Source organism: Trichlorobacter ammonificans, from assembly GCF_933509905.1.
GTDB classification, from domain to species: domain Bacteria; phylum Desulfobacterota; class Desulfuromonadia; order Geobacterales; family Pseudopelobacteraceae; genus Trichlorobacter; species Trichlorobacter ammonificans.
The window spans coordinates 1709547-1722940 of sequence record NZ_OW150024.1; the positions used below are offsets into that span (position 1 = coordinate 1709547).

Annotated in this window: 13 protein-coding genes and 1 pseudogene; 6 read left to right on the forward strand and 8 right to left on the reverse strand. The window is 56.6% G+C overall.

Annotation, left to right across the window (positions count from 1 at the left end):
* Positions 1–28: 28 nt before the first annotated feature.
* The 6 genes from RAK07_RS07710 to RAK07_RS07735 all read left to right on the forward strand — a co-directional run bounded on the left by RAK07_RS07710 (position 29) and on the right by RAK07_RS07735 (position 7592).
* On the forward strand, positions 29–373 hold the full coding sequence (locus tag RAK07_RS07710) for a transposase (RefSeq protein WP_305732255.1): 345 nt from the start codon (positions 29–31) through the stop codon (positions 371–373).
* 351 nt (positions 374–724) lie between these two features.
* Entirely contained in the window at positions 725–1957 is a 1233-nt protein-coding gene (locus RAK07_RS07715) for a hypothetical protein (protein WP_305732256.1), read from the forward strand.
* 15 nt (positions 1958–1972) lie between these two features.
* Positions 1973–3265 carry a cell envelope integrity TolA family protein gene (locus RAK07_RS07720; protein ID WP_305732257.1) on the forward strand — a complete coding sequence of 431 codons (1293 nt, stop codon included), beginning with the start codon at positions 1973–1975 and terminating at the stop codon, positions 3263–3265.
* A gap of 17 nt (positions 3266–3282) precedes the next feature.
* Complete coding sequence (locus tag RAK07_RS07725; RefSeq protein ID WP_305732258.1) at positions 3283–4713, forward strand: hypothetical protein; 1431 nt, start codon at positions 3283–3285, stop codon at positions 4711–4713.
* On the forward strand, positions 4710–5957 hold the full coding sequence (locus RAK07_RS07730; RefSeq protein ID WP_305732259.1) for a hypothetical protein: 1248 nt from the start codon (positions 4710–4712) through the stop codon (positions 5955–5957). Before RAK07_RS07725 ends, RAK07_RS07730 begins: the two co-directional genes overlap by 4 nt.
* 369 nt (positions 5958–6326) lie before the next feature.
* On the forward strand, positions 6327–7592 hold the full coding sequence (locus tag RAK07_RS07735) for a tetratricopeptide repeat protein (protein ID WP_305732260.1): 1266 nt from the start codon (positions 6327–6329) through the stop codon (positions 7590–7592).
* Here the strand turns inward: RAK07_RS07735 and mobA are convergent.
* From mobA to RAK07_RS07775, 8 genes and pseudogenes are all read right to left on the reverse strand, one after another.
* Positions 7549–8193, reverse strand: a complete 645-nt coding sequence (gene mobA, locus RAK07_RS07740) for a molybdenum cofactor guanylyltransferase (RefSeq protein WP_305732261.1) — start codon at positions 8191–8193, stop codon at positions 7549–7551. The genes RAK07_RS07735 and mobA overlap by 44 nt on opposite strands.
* A gap of 9 nt (positions 8194–8202) precedes the next feature.
* Entirely contained in the window at positions 8203–9417 is a 1215-nt protein-coding gene (locus RAK07_RS07745) for an aspartate kinase (protein WP_305732262.1), read from the reverse strand.
* A 66-nt stretch (positions 9418–9483) separates the two neighbouring features.
* On the reverse strand, positions 9484–10008 hold the full coding sequence (gene tsaE / locus RAK07_RS07750) for a tRNA (adenosine(37)-N6)-threonylcarbamoyltransferase complex ATPase subunit type 1 TsaE (protein WP_305732263.1): 525 nt from the start codon (positions 10006–10008) through the stop codon (positions 9484–9486).
* Between the two features lie 6 nt (positions 10009–10014).
* Entirely contained in the window at positions 10015–10464 is a 450-nt protein-coding gene (locus tag RAK07_RS07755) for a CBS domain-containing protein (RefSeq protein WP_305732264.1), read from the reverse strand.
* Entirely contained in the window at positions 10461–12053 is a 1593-nt protein-coding gene (locus RAK07_RS07760) for an NAD(P)H-hydrate dehydratase (protein ID WP_305732265.1), read from the reverse strand. Before RAK07_RS07760 ends, RAK07_RS07755 begins: the two co-directional genes overlap by 4 nt.
* A complete protein-coding gene (locus RAK07_RS07765; RefSeq protein ID WP_305732266.1) occupies positions 12050–12430 on the reverse strand; it encodes a holo-[acyl-carrier-protein] synthase in 381 nt (126 codons plus the stop codon). Before RAK07_RS07765 ends, RAK07_RS07760 begins: the two co-directional genes overlap by 4 nt.
* A 218-nt stretch (positions 12431–12648) precedes the next feature.
* Entirely contained in the window at positions 12649–13002 is a 354-nt protein-coding gene (locus tag RAK07_RS07770) for a rhodanese-like domain-containing protein (protein WP_305732267.1), read from the reverse strand.
* Between the two features lie 124 nt (positions 13003–13126).
* A pseudogene (locus RAK07_RS07775) lies at positions 13127–13318 on the reverse strand (Rdx family protein); the annotation flags it as partial.
* Between the last annotated feature and the right edge of the window lie 76 nt (positions 13319–13394).

The window sequence follows — 13394 nt, forward strand, 5'->3', positions numbered from 1 at the left end:
TGGCATTATTAAGCGCCAGGAGGTTCAGATGAAGAAGAGCCGTTTCACCGAAACCCAGATTATCGCGATTCTCAAAGAGGTTGAGTCCGGCATGCTGGTAAAGGATGTCTGCCGCACGCACGGAATCAGTGATGCGACCTACTACAACTGGAAGTCCAAGTACGGCGGTATGTCGGTTTCCGATCTCAAGCGGATGAAAGAGATGGAACAGGAACTCAGCCGTCTCAAACGCATGTACGCTGACATGGCTCTTGAAAATCGTGCCATGAAGGATCTGATTGAAAAAAGGGGATGTCCCTATTTTCTGAAGAGTTCAGCACACTCTATATTATATACAAACCTACAAGCCCATCCCTACGAGGTCTCGGCGTAAGCTGAATATTATTTGGCTTGGCTACCGGAGCTTTCTCTTGACAAACTGATTTTCTGTTGTGTATACACCTCAAGCTCTCAAAAACATTCAAAAGCAGGCAGAATATATTCTCCAGAGTTTCCTGTACCAAGATTGCCATTCCCTGATGCCGTATCAACATCTTGGATTTTGGCAGGAAGATCATATGCGACTTCATCCCCGCTTTTTCAAGAGAAGACGTTTGAGGCCAAGCAACAATACTATGCATTGTGTGCATGCTCGGAAACGCCGTATATCCATAGCTTCTTAGGATATACGGCGTTTTTTTTTACGATTCCCGCCGGTACTTACCACACTTGGAGGATGATACATATGTCAAGAATCAGGCTTGCCGTTTTTGCCGTCTTTCTGTTGCTAGCCGCAGGATGTGTTACAACGCGCATCGAACCGGACACTCAGGTTGTCATGGATACTCCATCCCAGTTATCTGGCATTCCGGCTGGTTCGACCGTACAGATCATCTCTCTTGATCGGGGCAATAACTGCAGGTATGCCTCTGCAGACAAATTGCGAACTAGATTGGAAGAACTAATGAAAAAAGTGCAGGAAACCGCACCTGAACATGCTTTCCGCATTGTGAGTGGAAACACTGCGAATGCCGATTACCTTATGAATGTTGATCTGTTTTGCTCCTATCGCCAGGATTCGACGGCAGATACAAGGTTTAACACGGTTACCCTAAAGCAAGAGAAAGAGATTACCAACAGCAATGGCGAACCAATTAACGGTTATGAGTATCTGGTGACGGAAACCACCAAGTCGGCCACAGGTTCTTTCATTGCCTCTGTTTCAATATACGAACGCAAGAATCTTATCCCCATAGGCTATTTCAATGTCATTGCCTATGATACATCGACCACACCGCAAAACGGCAAGCCTGCCGAAGCTACCGTGCTATTGGGACAGCTTGGTCAGCAGGTTGTTGCCAAGGTGAAAGATATGGTGAATCGCGACAAAAAACCGGTGGGCGCATTTATGCCAGAGCGGTCCAATGAGAATCTGAAGAAAATGGTCCTCTCCGGACCGACCCCGACGCTCCTTTCGAAAATCTCTTCTCTACTGCCAATGGAGCCAGCTTCCATCCCGGCAAAACTGAACCTTGAATATTACAACAGCCTAAAGCTTGCCAATGAAGAACGACGAAAAAAGGGAGAGAAAGACGTAATCGATCGTTCCATGGAGCTTGATTTGAGCAACTACTATCTTTTTCTGACCGTCAAGGAAGCGCTTGATGTATCACCGTCATCCATTCTTGAAGTATTCGAGGGGCATTCTCGCATACTCGGGTTAACAGCTGATGACGGACTGGTACGCGCCTCTGCCCACGCGTTGGGACGACTTGAAGTAAATGCACGGCGTCTGGGTATAAAGCTTGGTGACAGCGGGACGGAACTGGCGCTCAACGAATTATCGCCGGAGGAACTGGTCCAACATGCCGAAGAAATCACAACGGCAGAGACTGTTCCCATCAGCCCATCGGTAAAGCTGGCCAACACGGGTGAGCAACCATCCACCAAATCTCAAAAACGTTCAAAGAAAAAATAGTGAAAGGTTGTCATCATGCAGACAAACGAAACACGACTTTATACAAATGCACCAATGCACACTCTCTTGTTTATTATCCTGGTTGCTATCGTAACAATGTTGAGCGGCTGTGCCACGGAACGTAAACTTTTTGCCACCTACACCATGCCTCCTCAAATCGTTAGTAATGTCTCTGATGTTGCGAAGGTGGTCATCATGCAACCCAAGGTGAAAGTACAATCGAATGTACCGGGCCGTTTTGATGACCTATCTGCTGCTTACCTAAAAGAGCGTTTAAGTGCCAAGATATACAATGAACAGTATATTAAGGTCGCTGATGATTTGTACGGAAATGGTGGAGCAAAACTGAACAGCCTGACCGGGAGGCTGCCCGGCAGCTTCGGTCTGCGGCATGCCAGTTCAGAAAAAATGCTGGGAGCGCAAATCTCTATAGTTTCCGACCTTACGTTCCGTGAAAATCGAGGTACTGACGTGGTTAGCGTTGAATTAAAAACCGTTCCCTATGTCATTAAATACAGCAAAAAAGGCGTTCCCTCATCATCCGCAGACACCAAAAATGCTTCTGTCCGTCGCAAGGAAACAAAGGTTGATTATCGTGAACATACACTTGAAGGGAACCTTGACGTATCAATCAGAGGAGCCGACGGAAAGGTTTTGTATGCTAATCGATTTGAAAACCTAAAGGTAAACAGAAAAACAGGAGGAGATACTCTTCAGGAAACCTCGCTACCGCTTTTCTCGCAATTGATGGCAGAGCTGATCGATGACTCCCTCGATACCGTGGTTAAGTCCATTAGTCCCTACAAGGAAACTCGCCCGCTTGTACTGAACGACAAGGGAGACCCGAAATCAATTACCCTGATGAAAGCAAGCGCCTACAGCGAAGCCATGGAAGCCTTGCAGCCGCTTGTTAAATCTTTTGAGGCAAAGCAGAAATCCGTAGAAGAAAGTATCAACAAGGCCTACGAAGACGAGTTGCGCAAACTTGAACAGACCATCAAGGATCCCAAGGAGCTTGCCGCCGCAAGTATAAAAGCAAAGGCTGACAAAGATGCGAAGATCAAGGACGCAGGCAAGCCATTTGTGGCTGATTTTGAAAATATAGGTACATTGCATGAAGTTATGGGAGATCTTGAATTTGCTCATGAATATTACCGTAAATCGCTGGATCTCGACTCAACAAACATCCAGGTAGAACAAAAGCTTGCCCAACTTGTTGCGATTAAAGACAAAGTCAAGGATATGAAGTTGAAAAAGCCTGAAAAAAGAACGACTGATTTTGACAGTAAAGAAAACAAAAGAAGGTGATTACTATGCGCTCTTGCATGAAGAAAATGTTGATGCTGAGTTTAATGCTAGTTATGGCGGGGTGCGCCACCCCCACTACCAAAATAGCTATCAAGCAACCAGGTGAGCTGAAGCTGACCGGTGTGAGCAAAATTGCCATTGCCGGATTCAATACCGTTGATAACCGCGAAATGGGGCGCTATGCGGCAAGCGACGACATGGTGAAGCTTGCGACTAAGGCGGTGCATGACATCTTTTATAAAAGCCCCTTCTATTCACTCGCTGACCCAGGCATTGAAAAGTACATTCTTTCAACGTCACGTGGTGGTGTTAAGGTGAAGCAGAAGATCGATGCGTTTGTCTATGGAAAATTGTGGTGGGAAGTTGCCCCACATGGAGAAGGCGAGTATCACAACATCATTCCCAGCAAGGAAACTCTGGAAAGCTGGAAATACGTACGGTATCAATCCGGCACGACTAAGGATGGCAAGCCGGTTTACAGTACCGCTAGGCTAACCACGCAAATGAAGGATGAACCGATCGTCATCCCGTATCGTTCCGTCAATGCCGCGCTCATAATGAGTATTTCCATTTACCGTATGAATACGCAGGGTAAAATTGAAAAAATTACCCAGCTTTTTGAGATAAGTCGTGATGAAGCAATTCTGAAAAACGGCAAGTTGCTGTTAAAATCAGAGTTGGTTGGAAAAAAAGAGGCCCGGGACAAGGCGGCAATGCTGAAGACAAAGGAAGAGTCCGCCATAACTTCATTTTTTAATACGCTGGCAGGAAAGCAAGAGAGCATAAAAGTGACCGGCGATGTTACAGTTTCCAGAAACCTCACCACTATTCCTTCGTTGCTGAATTACCATATCAACTCATCTGAGCAAGCGATGAAGGAATTTAACAAAAAGGTGGTACCCCATGATGAGGAATTTGAGTTGGAGGTAAAGGCACCGGACAAAGTTACCAGGGAATTGATTCTGTATTCAGCCTATACTGCCAACATCAAATACATTGTTGAAAAAATTCTAACCCAGGAAATTAGCGAAGCAATGGCGCCGATATATGAGCGTCTGGATTTTAGAAAAGGAGTTGCCGAGGCCCTGACCCGCAAACATAAACTTGACTTTGAACGGGAAAACGCTCTGAAGCCCCCCCAAGACCGCAAGCCCTACGTAGCTCCGGAACCTAGAAAAATTGAGGCCGACGCTGAAGCCTACCTGGCGGCACGGGTCGACTATTTGTATAATCTTGCTCTTTCAGAAGAGGCGCTTGGAAACTTCGAACGTGCCTTACAGGTCTGGCGTTTTGCCTTCCACCACTATCGCCCAACCGACCTTTCATTTGCCGACGGGATCGGGCGGTGCCTCTTAGCCCTTGACATGGCTGACAAGCTTTCAGAGGCCAACCTTGCGAAGATAGAAGCGAATAAAGGTGCATACAGCACCACCGGAGGGAGTAAATGAAGATAGTATGCAATATTTTGGGCTTTTTTTTGTTGACACAGGCATTCTTAGTGACGACAGCTCCGGCAGCTGTCCTGGTGTCTCAGAATGTCATGGTTACCGTTGGCTCCGGCGAGACCCGGTACAGCGCTAAAAAGCATCTTGACGAACTGGCCCGCAAGGAAGCCGTACGCACCTACATAAAACGGCTAAACAGCGCGGTCAGCGAGTCAGTCCTGAAGGAAATGTCCGAAGCTCAGGCACAATACGTTGTCTCTACAGTTCCGGGAGACCTAGTGGCCGATGGTGACGGCTACAGGATGCAGTTTACCGTACACCTGCATGAAGAGCGGATTGCCAGGGATCTGAGGAAGGCCGGCGTGGAGGGAGATGGCGGCTGGAGCCGGCGGCTGCTGGTGCTGGAGAGTCCGCCCTCCACCGGCAAACAGGAGCGCCTCTTTCAAAAGACCGGAGCCGGGGTGCGCTATACCAAACTTGTTCAGTATTACACCGACATCCAGCGCATCATCAAAAGCATTATCGTCAAAAAAGCCCAGGATCGCGGCATTTCAGTCGAGGATTTGACTAATCGTGACGGTTACCGGGAGTTTACCAGCAAAGACCGGCATCTGGTCGGAGTATTTTTTGACGCTACCTCATTTGATTTCAGGATCGACCACCAGCTTATCGACCGGATCAAGCAAGACATGCCTGACTCCCTGGTGCTTGAATACCGCATTGATGAACTGTTTCTTGATGAACAAAATAGTACCGTCACGGCTGCCATATCAATGGATATCCGCAACCTGAAATACAACACGATGACCTCCCTGGGAGCACCGGCCCGTGATACACAGCCGGTTGCTTCGTTACAGGAAGAAGCTGTTTTATCCGCATTGCAGGTGGTTGTGGAAAATGCCATCAGTTCTCTGATGCATGAAGAGGGCGGTAAAACAATCACTGCCATGATCATGGCAGCAAACCGTGAAAGTGAGAACGCACCGGTATCGGTGAGCATTATAGGAGGGACGGCTCCCAAGCTATATCAGATCAAATCCGGCCTGGTGAAAAGCGGCATCGTGACGGCAACAGCGGCCGAAATTACTGGCAACCGTCTGAATTTGAAAATCTCCGGCAACAACATCAAAAGCGCAGACCAGTTTATTTTCGAGCATCTGTATCCTCTTTTCGAGACACTAAAAATCAGGCAACCTGGTGAAAAGCAGCTGGAGCTGTCAGGCAAGCGTGCCGTCGTTCGGCTCTGACTGATTGTTCCGGAGGCATTAGATTGTGTGGTACGCCGAGAAACTGTGAAGGAGCAGTGGGGGTAAGTCCCACCTAACAAAGGCCTAGCAAGCTATGCTGGTCCCGAGTCATGTGTGTATTCCGTGAGGTATTCCTGGAATCATAAACAAGTCTACCGTGTCCACTGCGAGTTGCGTCTCAATTAGAAACGGCAGGCCAAGAAACGCTTACCAAAACGGTTCCGGCAGGCTGGATGGGCTGCATGCCGTATCCATCACTACTTCCTACCGGCTCGTGCTGGACTTCCTGATCTGCGAGCAGGAGAGCGTGCCGGTGAATATTGTGAAAATCATGAAACAGCATACGAAACATGTATCCGGAGAAGCCGAATGACCACTCCAGACGGTTCCCTGCATGAACTTGACCGGACGCTGCGGGAAGGGGTGGCGCTGCACGATGCCGGTCGTTTCGAGGGGGCGCTGGCGCTGTACGACACTGCCCTGATCCGCTGGCCGGAAGCACCGCTGCTCTGGAACAACCGGGCCACCACCTTGCTGGAAACGGCACGGTTCGAGGAGGCTGCCGCCAGCTACCGCATGGCGTTGCAGCTGGTCCCGAAGTTGCACGACGCCCGGGTGGCGCTGGCCACCTGTCTGCAGGCCCTGGGCCGGGTGGAGGAGGCGCTGGCGGAAACGGAGACGGTACTGGCCCAGGCGCCGGACCATGCCGAAGCCCACTGGAACCGGGCACTTGTGCTGCTGCTCACCGGCCGGTATGCCGAGGGGTGGCGGGAGTACGAGTGGCGCTGGCGAAAGCGGCGCTTCACCTCGCCTCCGCGCCGTTTCGTACAGCCCGTCTGGCAGGGGGAAGATCCGGCGGGCAGGACCATCCTGATTCATGCCGAACAGGGGTTTGGCGACACGCTGCAGTTCTGCCGCTACCTGCCGCTGCTCTGCGAGCGGGGCGCCACGGTGCTGTTCGAGTGCCACCCGCCGCTGGCCCCCCTGATGGCCACCCTGGACCCGCGGATTCAGGTCTACCCCATGGGGAGCCCGCTCCCTGCCTTTGACTGTCACCTGCCGCTTTTGTCCCTGCCGCTGTGGTTCAATACCACCGCCACCACCATTCCGGCCGCCATCCCCTACCTGACGCCGCCGGCCGACCGCCTCCCCTTCTGGCGCAGCCTGCTGCCGCAGGATGGTTCACTGCGGGTCGGCCTCTGCTGGGCCGGCAAACCCTACCCCGATCCGGGGCGCAGCATTCCGGCGGATTTGCTGGCTCCCCTGGCCGCTCTCCCCGGCATCACCTTCGTTTCACTGCTGATCGGCGAGGGGCAGACCGCGCCCCCCCTTCCCCTGACCGACCTGACTGTGCTGATCCGGGACTTTGCCGACACGGCGGCGCTGATCGCCCAGCTTGATCTGGTGGTCACCATCGACACGGCGGTGGCGCACCTGGCCGGTGCCCTGGGCAAGCCGGTTCTGGTGCTGCTTCCCTGTGCGCCGGACTGGCGCTGGGGGCTGGCCGGAGAACAGTGCCCCTGGTACCCCACGGCGCGGCTGTACCGGCAGGAACGGCGCGGAGCGTGGAGCGACGTTCTGGAACAGCTGGTCAGGGATCTGCGACTGCTGCGGCAAACTCGGCAGGGGTGTTGAGGTTCAGGAAGCTGCGCCGGGCACCGGGAAGGGAAACCAGTTCCTCCCAGGGCAGCATGCGGCTCTGCACCCGGTTGAGCAGGTCCCGTATCCGTTTTTCGCCGTTCTCCAGCATCCGCTCCATCACCGGCAGGCAGCTGGTACGGTAGAGGGCGTGCAGCGGCTCGATGCCGTCCGGACTGAGCGGCACCACGGCATCGTATCCCGGGGCCAGGCCGCAGATATGCCGTACCAGTTCGGGACTCACAAAGGGCATGTCGCAGGCAACCACGAAGACCAGGTCGGTGGGGGCGTGATGGAGGGCGGCGTGGATGCCGGCCAGGGAGCCTTCTCCGGGATAGAGATCCGGCACGGCGGGACAGGGAAGGAAGGAGTACCGTTCGGGGTTGTTGGTCACCAGCAGGGTGCTGGCGAACAGGGAGGCCATGGGCTGGTACACCCGCGCCAGAAGCCGTTCCCCCGCCAGCTCAAGCAGGGCCTTGTCGGTACCCATGCGGCTTGAGGCGCCACCGGCCAGGATGGCGCCGGTGATGCCGGGAAGAGACGAAACGGGGATGCCGGATTGTCCGGCATCCCCGTTGATGTGGGCAGCAAGCGGCATTGCGGAGAATCAGCCGGCCAGGCCGAACTCCTCGTGCAGCACCCGCACGGCCAGTTCGGTGTACTTCTCGTCGATCACCACCGAAATCTTGATCTCGGAGGTGGAGATCATGCCGATGTTGATGTTGTTCTTGGAGAGAGCGGCGAACATGCGGGTGGCCACACCGGCATGGCTGCGCATTCCCAGACCGACGATGGATATCTTGGCGATGTTCTCGTCGGCCTGTACTTCCTTGGCCTGAACTTCCTTGGCCGCCTCGCTGGTGATCAGGAGCGCCTTCTTCAGGTCGGCCTTGGTGACGGTGAAGGTAAAGTCGGTGAGACCGTCGTGGCTCACGTTCTGAACAATCATGTCCACCGAAATGGCTGCGTCGGACAGCGGGGTCAGCAGACGGGCGGCGATGCCCGGCTTGTCGGGTACCCCCAGAACGGCAATCTTTGCCTCGTTCTTGTCGTAGGCAACTCCTGAAACCAGAATTCCTTCCATATCCGTATCCTCCCTGGTAACCATGGTACCGGTATTGTCGTTCAGGCTTGAGCGGACATGCACGTCCACGTTGTATTTCTTGGCAAACTCAACGGAGCGGATCTGCAGGACCTTTGCCCCCAGGCTGGCCAGCTCCAGCATTTCGTCGTAGGAGATCTTCTCCACCTTGCGGGCATCCTTGCAGACGTTGGGGTCGGTGGTGTAGACGCCGTCCACGTCGGTATAGATTTCGCAAACATCGGCCTTCAGGGCCGCCGCCAGCGCCACCGCCGAGGTGTCGGAACCGCCCCGCCCCAGGGTGGTGACGTTGCCGTCCTTGTCCATGCCCTGGAACCCGGCCACGATCACGATGCAGCCATCCTTCAGGTCGGCGCGCATCTTTGTGTCGTCAATGCTTTCGATCCGGGCCTTGGCATGGGTGCTGTCGGTGATGATCGGTACCTGCCAGCCCTGGTAGGACTTGGCCTTGTACCCCAGCGACTTGAGATGCATGGCCAAAAGGCCGATGGTCACCTGCTCGCCGGTGGCCACCACCACGTCGTACTCGCGGTTGTCCGGGATGTCGCACATTTCATTGGCCAGGGCCACCAGCTTGTTGGTCTCGCCGGACATGGCGGAAACTACCACCACCACTTCGTTGCCGGCTTCGTAGGTTTTGATGATCCGTTTGGCAACATTTTTGATACGGTCCGTCGTACCCACCGATGTGCCGCCGTATTTCTGGACTACCAGTGCCATGCTGCGCTCCTTCACATGATTATTCTGTTACGGTACAAAGGTCGCCAAAAATACCAGAAACCCCTGTCAGGATACAAGTTTTTTCTTACGCTCGTCGCGCAGCAGCGCAAGAAGTTTTCTGCTCCGTTCTCCGTGGGCCGACAGGGTGATCCGGCGGTACTCCTCCCCCAGCCACTGGAAACTGGCGGCAAGATACTCCCCCGCTATGACACCGGGAATCCGTTCCGGCCACTCCAGCAGGCAGATGGCGTCTCCCCCCAGGCGGTCCAGCAGCCCCAGCTCCAGGGCATCATCGGCGCCCCGCAGGCGATAGCAGTCGTAATGCAGGATCGGCACGGTGCCCGGATATTCGTTAAGGATGGCAAAGGTGGGAGAGGCCACCAGGTTAGCCGCCTCCGGCGAGGCGCCGGCCACCACTCCCCTGACGAAACAGGTCTTGCCGCCCCCCAGTTCACCGGAGAGGGTAACGATATCGCCCGCCAGGAGCAGCCGTCCCAGGGAGGCGCCCAGGGCCTCCGTCTCAGCGGGGGAGACGGTTTCGAATTCGATTTCCTCGCCCCTGTCCGTGTGCAGGGGCTCCCGAGCGGTCATACGCGCCTACCCCAGCAGGGTGCGGATGATGTCGATCCGCGCCACGATCCCCAGCAGCCGGTTATGCTCCACCACCGGCAACGCATTGACGTGGTGGCTGCTCATCAGGTCCGCCGCCTCGCTGATATCGGCGCCGGGAGCGATGGTGATCACCTCGTGCTGACAGATGTCGGCAACGGTCTTGCCCCCCATCTTCTTCAGCTCCCGCTCCAGCACTTTTTCCGACTCAAGGTAGATCACCCAGTCGAACAGGCTGATCACCGTGGGCAGATGCAGGCTCTTGCCCAGTTCGATCAGGTCCGACTCGGTGACGATTCCCACCAGGGCACCTTCGGCATCCAGTACCGGCACGGAACCGATCCGTTTGCTCACGAACAGGTCGGCCAGTTCGCGGATGGAGGTCTGGGGGGTGACGGTCACGACGTCGCGGGTCATGATATCGGCAACGGTTGTCATATGATGCTCCTTTGTCCTGAATTCAGCGATCTGGTCTGCTGGCGATTCAGCAGACGGTTGAAGGCACGGGGCAGCCGCTCCATCAGATCGGAGGCGGTCATGCCGATCTCTCCCTGTTCTCCCGCCACCAGGTCGCCGGCCAAACCGTGGAGGTAGACCCCCAGGCGGCAGGCGTTCCAGGGAGGATAGCCCTGGGCCAGTAGTGCGGCGATGATGCCGGTCAGCACATCTCCCATGCCGCCGGAAGCCATGCCGGGATTGCCGCTGCCGTTGATGGCGGTGAGGCCGTTGGGGGCAACCATGATGGTGCGGGCTCCCTTGAGCACGAGATAGACACCGTGCGTGCGGGCAAACTCCTGGGCCACGGCGATCCGCACCGCGGCAACGTCGGGAATGGGGGCGCCGTGCAGCCGCGCCATCTCGCCGGGATGGGGGGTCAGGACAACCGTCTGGGGTGCCCGACGCTGCAGTACCGACCTATCTTCGGCAATGGCGTTCAGACCGTCGGCATCGATCACCATCGGCAGCGTCGCCGACTCCAGCAGGCCGTGCACCAGGGCAACGGTTTCGGGGTGCCGGTCAATGCCGGGCCCCAGCGCCAGCACATCCCTGGCTGCCAGCAGACCCTCGATGACCGGCCGTGCCTGCGCGGCCAGAAAGCCGTTCTCCAGGGCGGGCAACGCCACCGTCATCACCTCGGTGGTCTTGACCTCGGCGATCTGGTGCAACTGTTCCGGCAGCGCCAGGGTCACCAGCCCGGCTCCGGCCCGCACCGCGCTGTTGGCCGCCAGCACCGCCGCACCGGTCTTGCCCGGTGAACCGGCCACCACCAGGCAGTGACCGCAGTTCCCCTTGTGGGCGGTACGGGCACGCCGCATCGCCAGAGCGGCCGCCTGGCATTCGTCCAGAAACTCGTACCCCACGGCGGTTTCGCTCACCTGCTGGGGAATGCCGATATCCGCCACCACCAGCCGCCCCACATGCTCGGCACCGGGGTAGAGCACATGGCCCAGCTTGGCGCAGGCAAAGGTGACGGTCAGGTCGGCGCGCACCGCCTGCCCCATCACGCTGCCGGTGGTGCCGTGAATGCCGGAGGGGATATCCACGGCCGCCACCCGGCCCGGCGCCCGGTTGATCAGGGCCACCGCTTCGCGGTAGACGCCGCGCAGTTCGTGGTTCAGGCCGGTCCCCAGCAGGGCGTCAACCAGCAGGTCGGCCGCCTGGATATCGCCATGGTAGCGGCTGGTCAGCTCCCCCTCTTCCGGGCAGAAGCAGAGAATATCGTCCGGCAGCAGTACCAGCGAGATCAGGGCGTCCCCCTTGATCTCCTCCCGTCGGGCCAGCACGATCACCTGCACCTGCCAGCCCCGTTCCAGCAGATGGCGGGCGATGACGTAGCCGTCGCCGCCGTTGTTGCCCTTGCCGGCAAAAACGACCGCCCGTTTGCCGCCGTCTCCCCCGTACGCCGCAACAATCTCTTCGGTACAACGGCGACCGGCGTTCTCCATCAGCTCGTGGCCGGGAATTCCGAATTCCTTGATGGCCCGGCGGTCGATCTCCTGCATGGCATGGGCGCTGATCACTTTCATGCTGTCTCCAGAACCACCATGGCAACGGCATTGCCGCCGTCATGGGACAGGGAAAGGTGAACGACGGTCGCCCCCCGTTCTTCGAAAATCTGCCGGGAACAGCCGGACAGATGCAGCTCCGGTTTGCCTGCGGCTGTAGAACGGACTTCGATTTCCGTCCAGGAGAGGCCATCCCGCAGACCGGTGCCCAGGGCCTTCACCAGCGCCTCCTTGGCGGCGAAGCGGGCCGCATAGCTGGCCGCCGCCTGTTTGCGGGGAGCGCAGTATGCCTGCTCCGCCGGGGAAAACAGCCGGTCCAGCAGCCCCTGGTTCCCCTCATCGATGAACCGCTGGAAGCGGGCTATTTCAACCGTATCAACACCGATGCCGAGAATCATGTCACACCCGTTCCCTTCACGCCCCGACGGAGTACGGCCCGTCACGCACAGCTCCCTATATACTGCATCCCGGCGTAATTATCCACGGCGTTCCGTCAATGACGCTGCAGCGGGATTGCACGGCAGCGCACCAGCAGCGGATCGACCGGCGACAGACCGGAGAACGGCGTAACGGCAGTGGCGATCAGCCGGCTCCTGAAACGCGGCGGCCCGTTGGCCTACGGTCCCGGATACGGTACGGTCGGCAGACCGGCCCTGATCCAGGGGATGATGCCCTGGCTCACGTTGTAAACGGTTGCGTAGCCCGAGTCGGTCAAAAACTTCGCGGCAGGCGCGGTGCGGTTGCCGCTGCGGCAGATCAGGATAACCGGCTTGTCCGGTGGTGCCACCGCCCTGACCTTCTTCAGCCATCCTTCCGGATCAACCACCCTGCGGGCCTCGTCAAACAGGGTAAGCAGGTGGCTGCCGGCAATAATACCGGTCTGCCGCCATTCCGGCTCGGTACGGATATCGATGACCGGTACCCCCTTTTTCAGCAGGGCGGCCAACTCCTCGTTATTGACGCCTATCACGCCCGCCTCCGCAGGCAGGACACGCCCCCAAAGCATCATACATGCGACCACGACATACCACACCAGTCTGACCATACACACCCATCCCTTCTTTGCGTCCTAACGTTTCAGCCGCACCGGACCATCACAGATTATCGTCACGCTCGCGGTAACGCGCCACGATCTCCTTCGCCTCCGGATAGCGCAGCTGCTCAAGCCGGGAAAATACCTGCGCGCTGTCGATAAAAACCGCAAACTCGCTTTGTCGCTTGCCCGGCTCCACGGTCACCGTCGCGTCAGCGAGGTTCCTTTCAAGTTCGGCGGCAAGACCTGCCGCCCTGGGCTGCTGCCCTCAGGATGCACAATACTGGATCAGGATATTCATGACCACTGTCCTCCTGTGCCGATCTGAC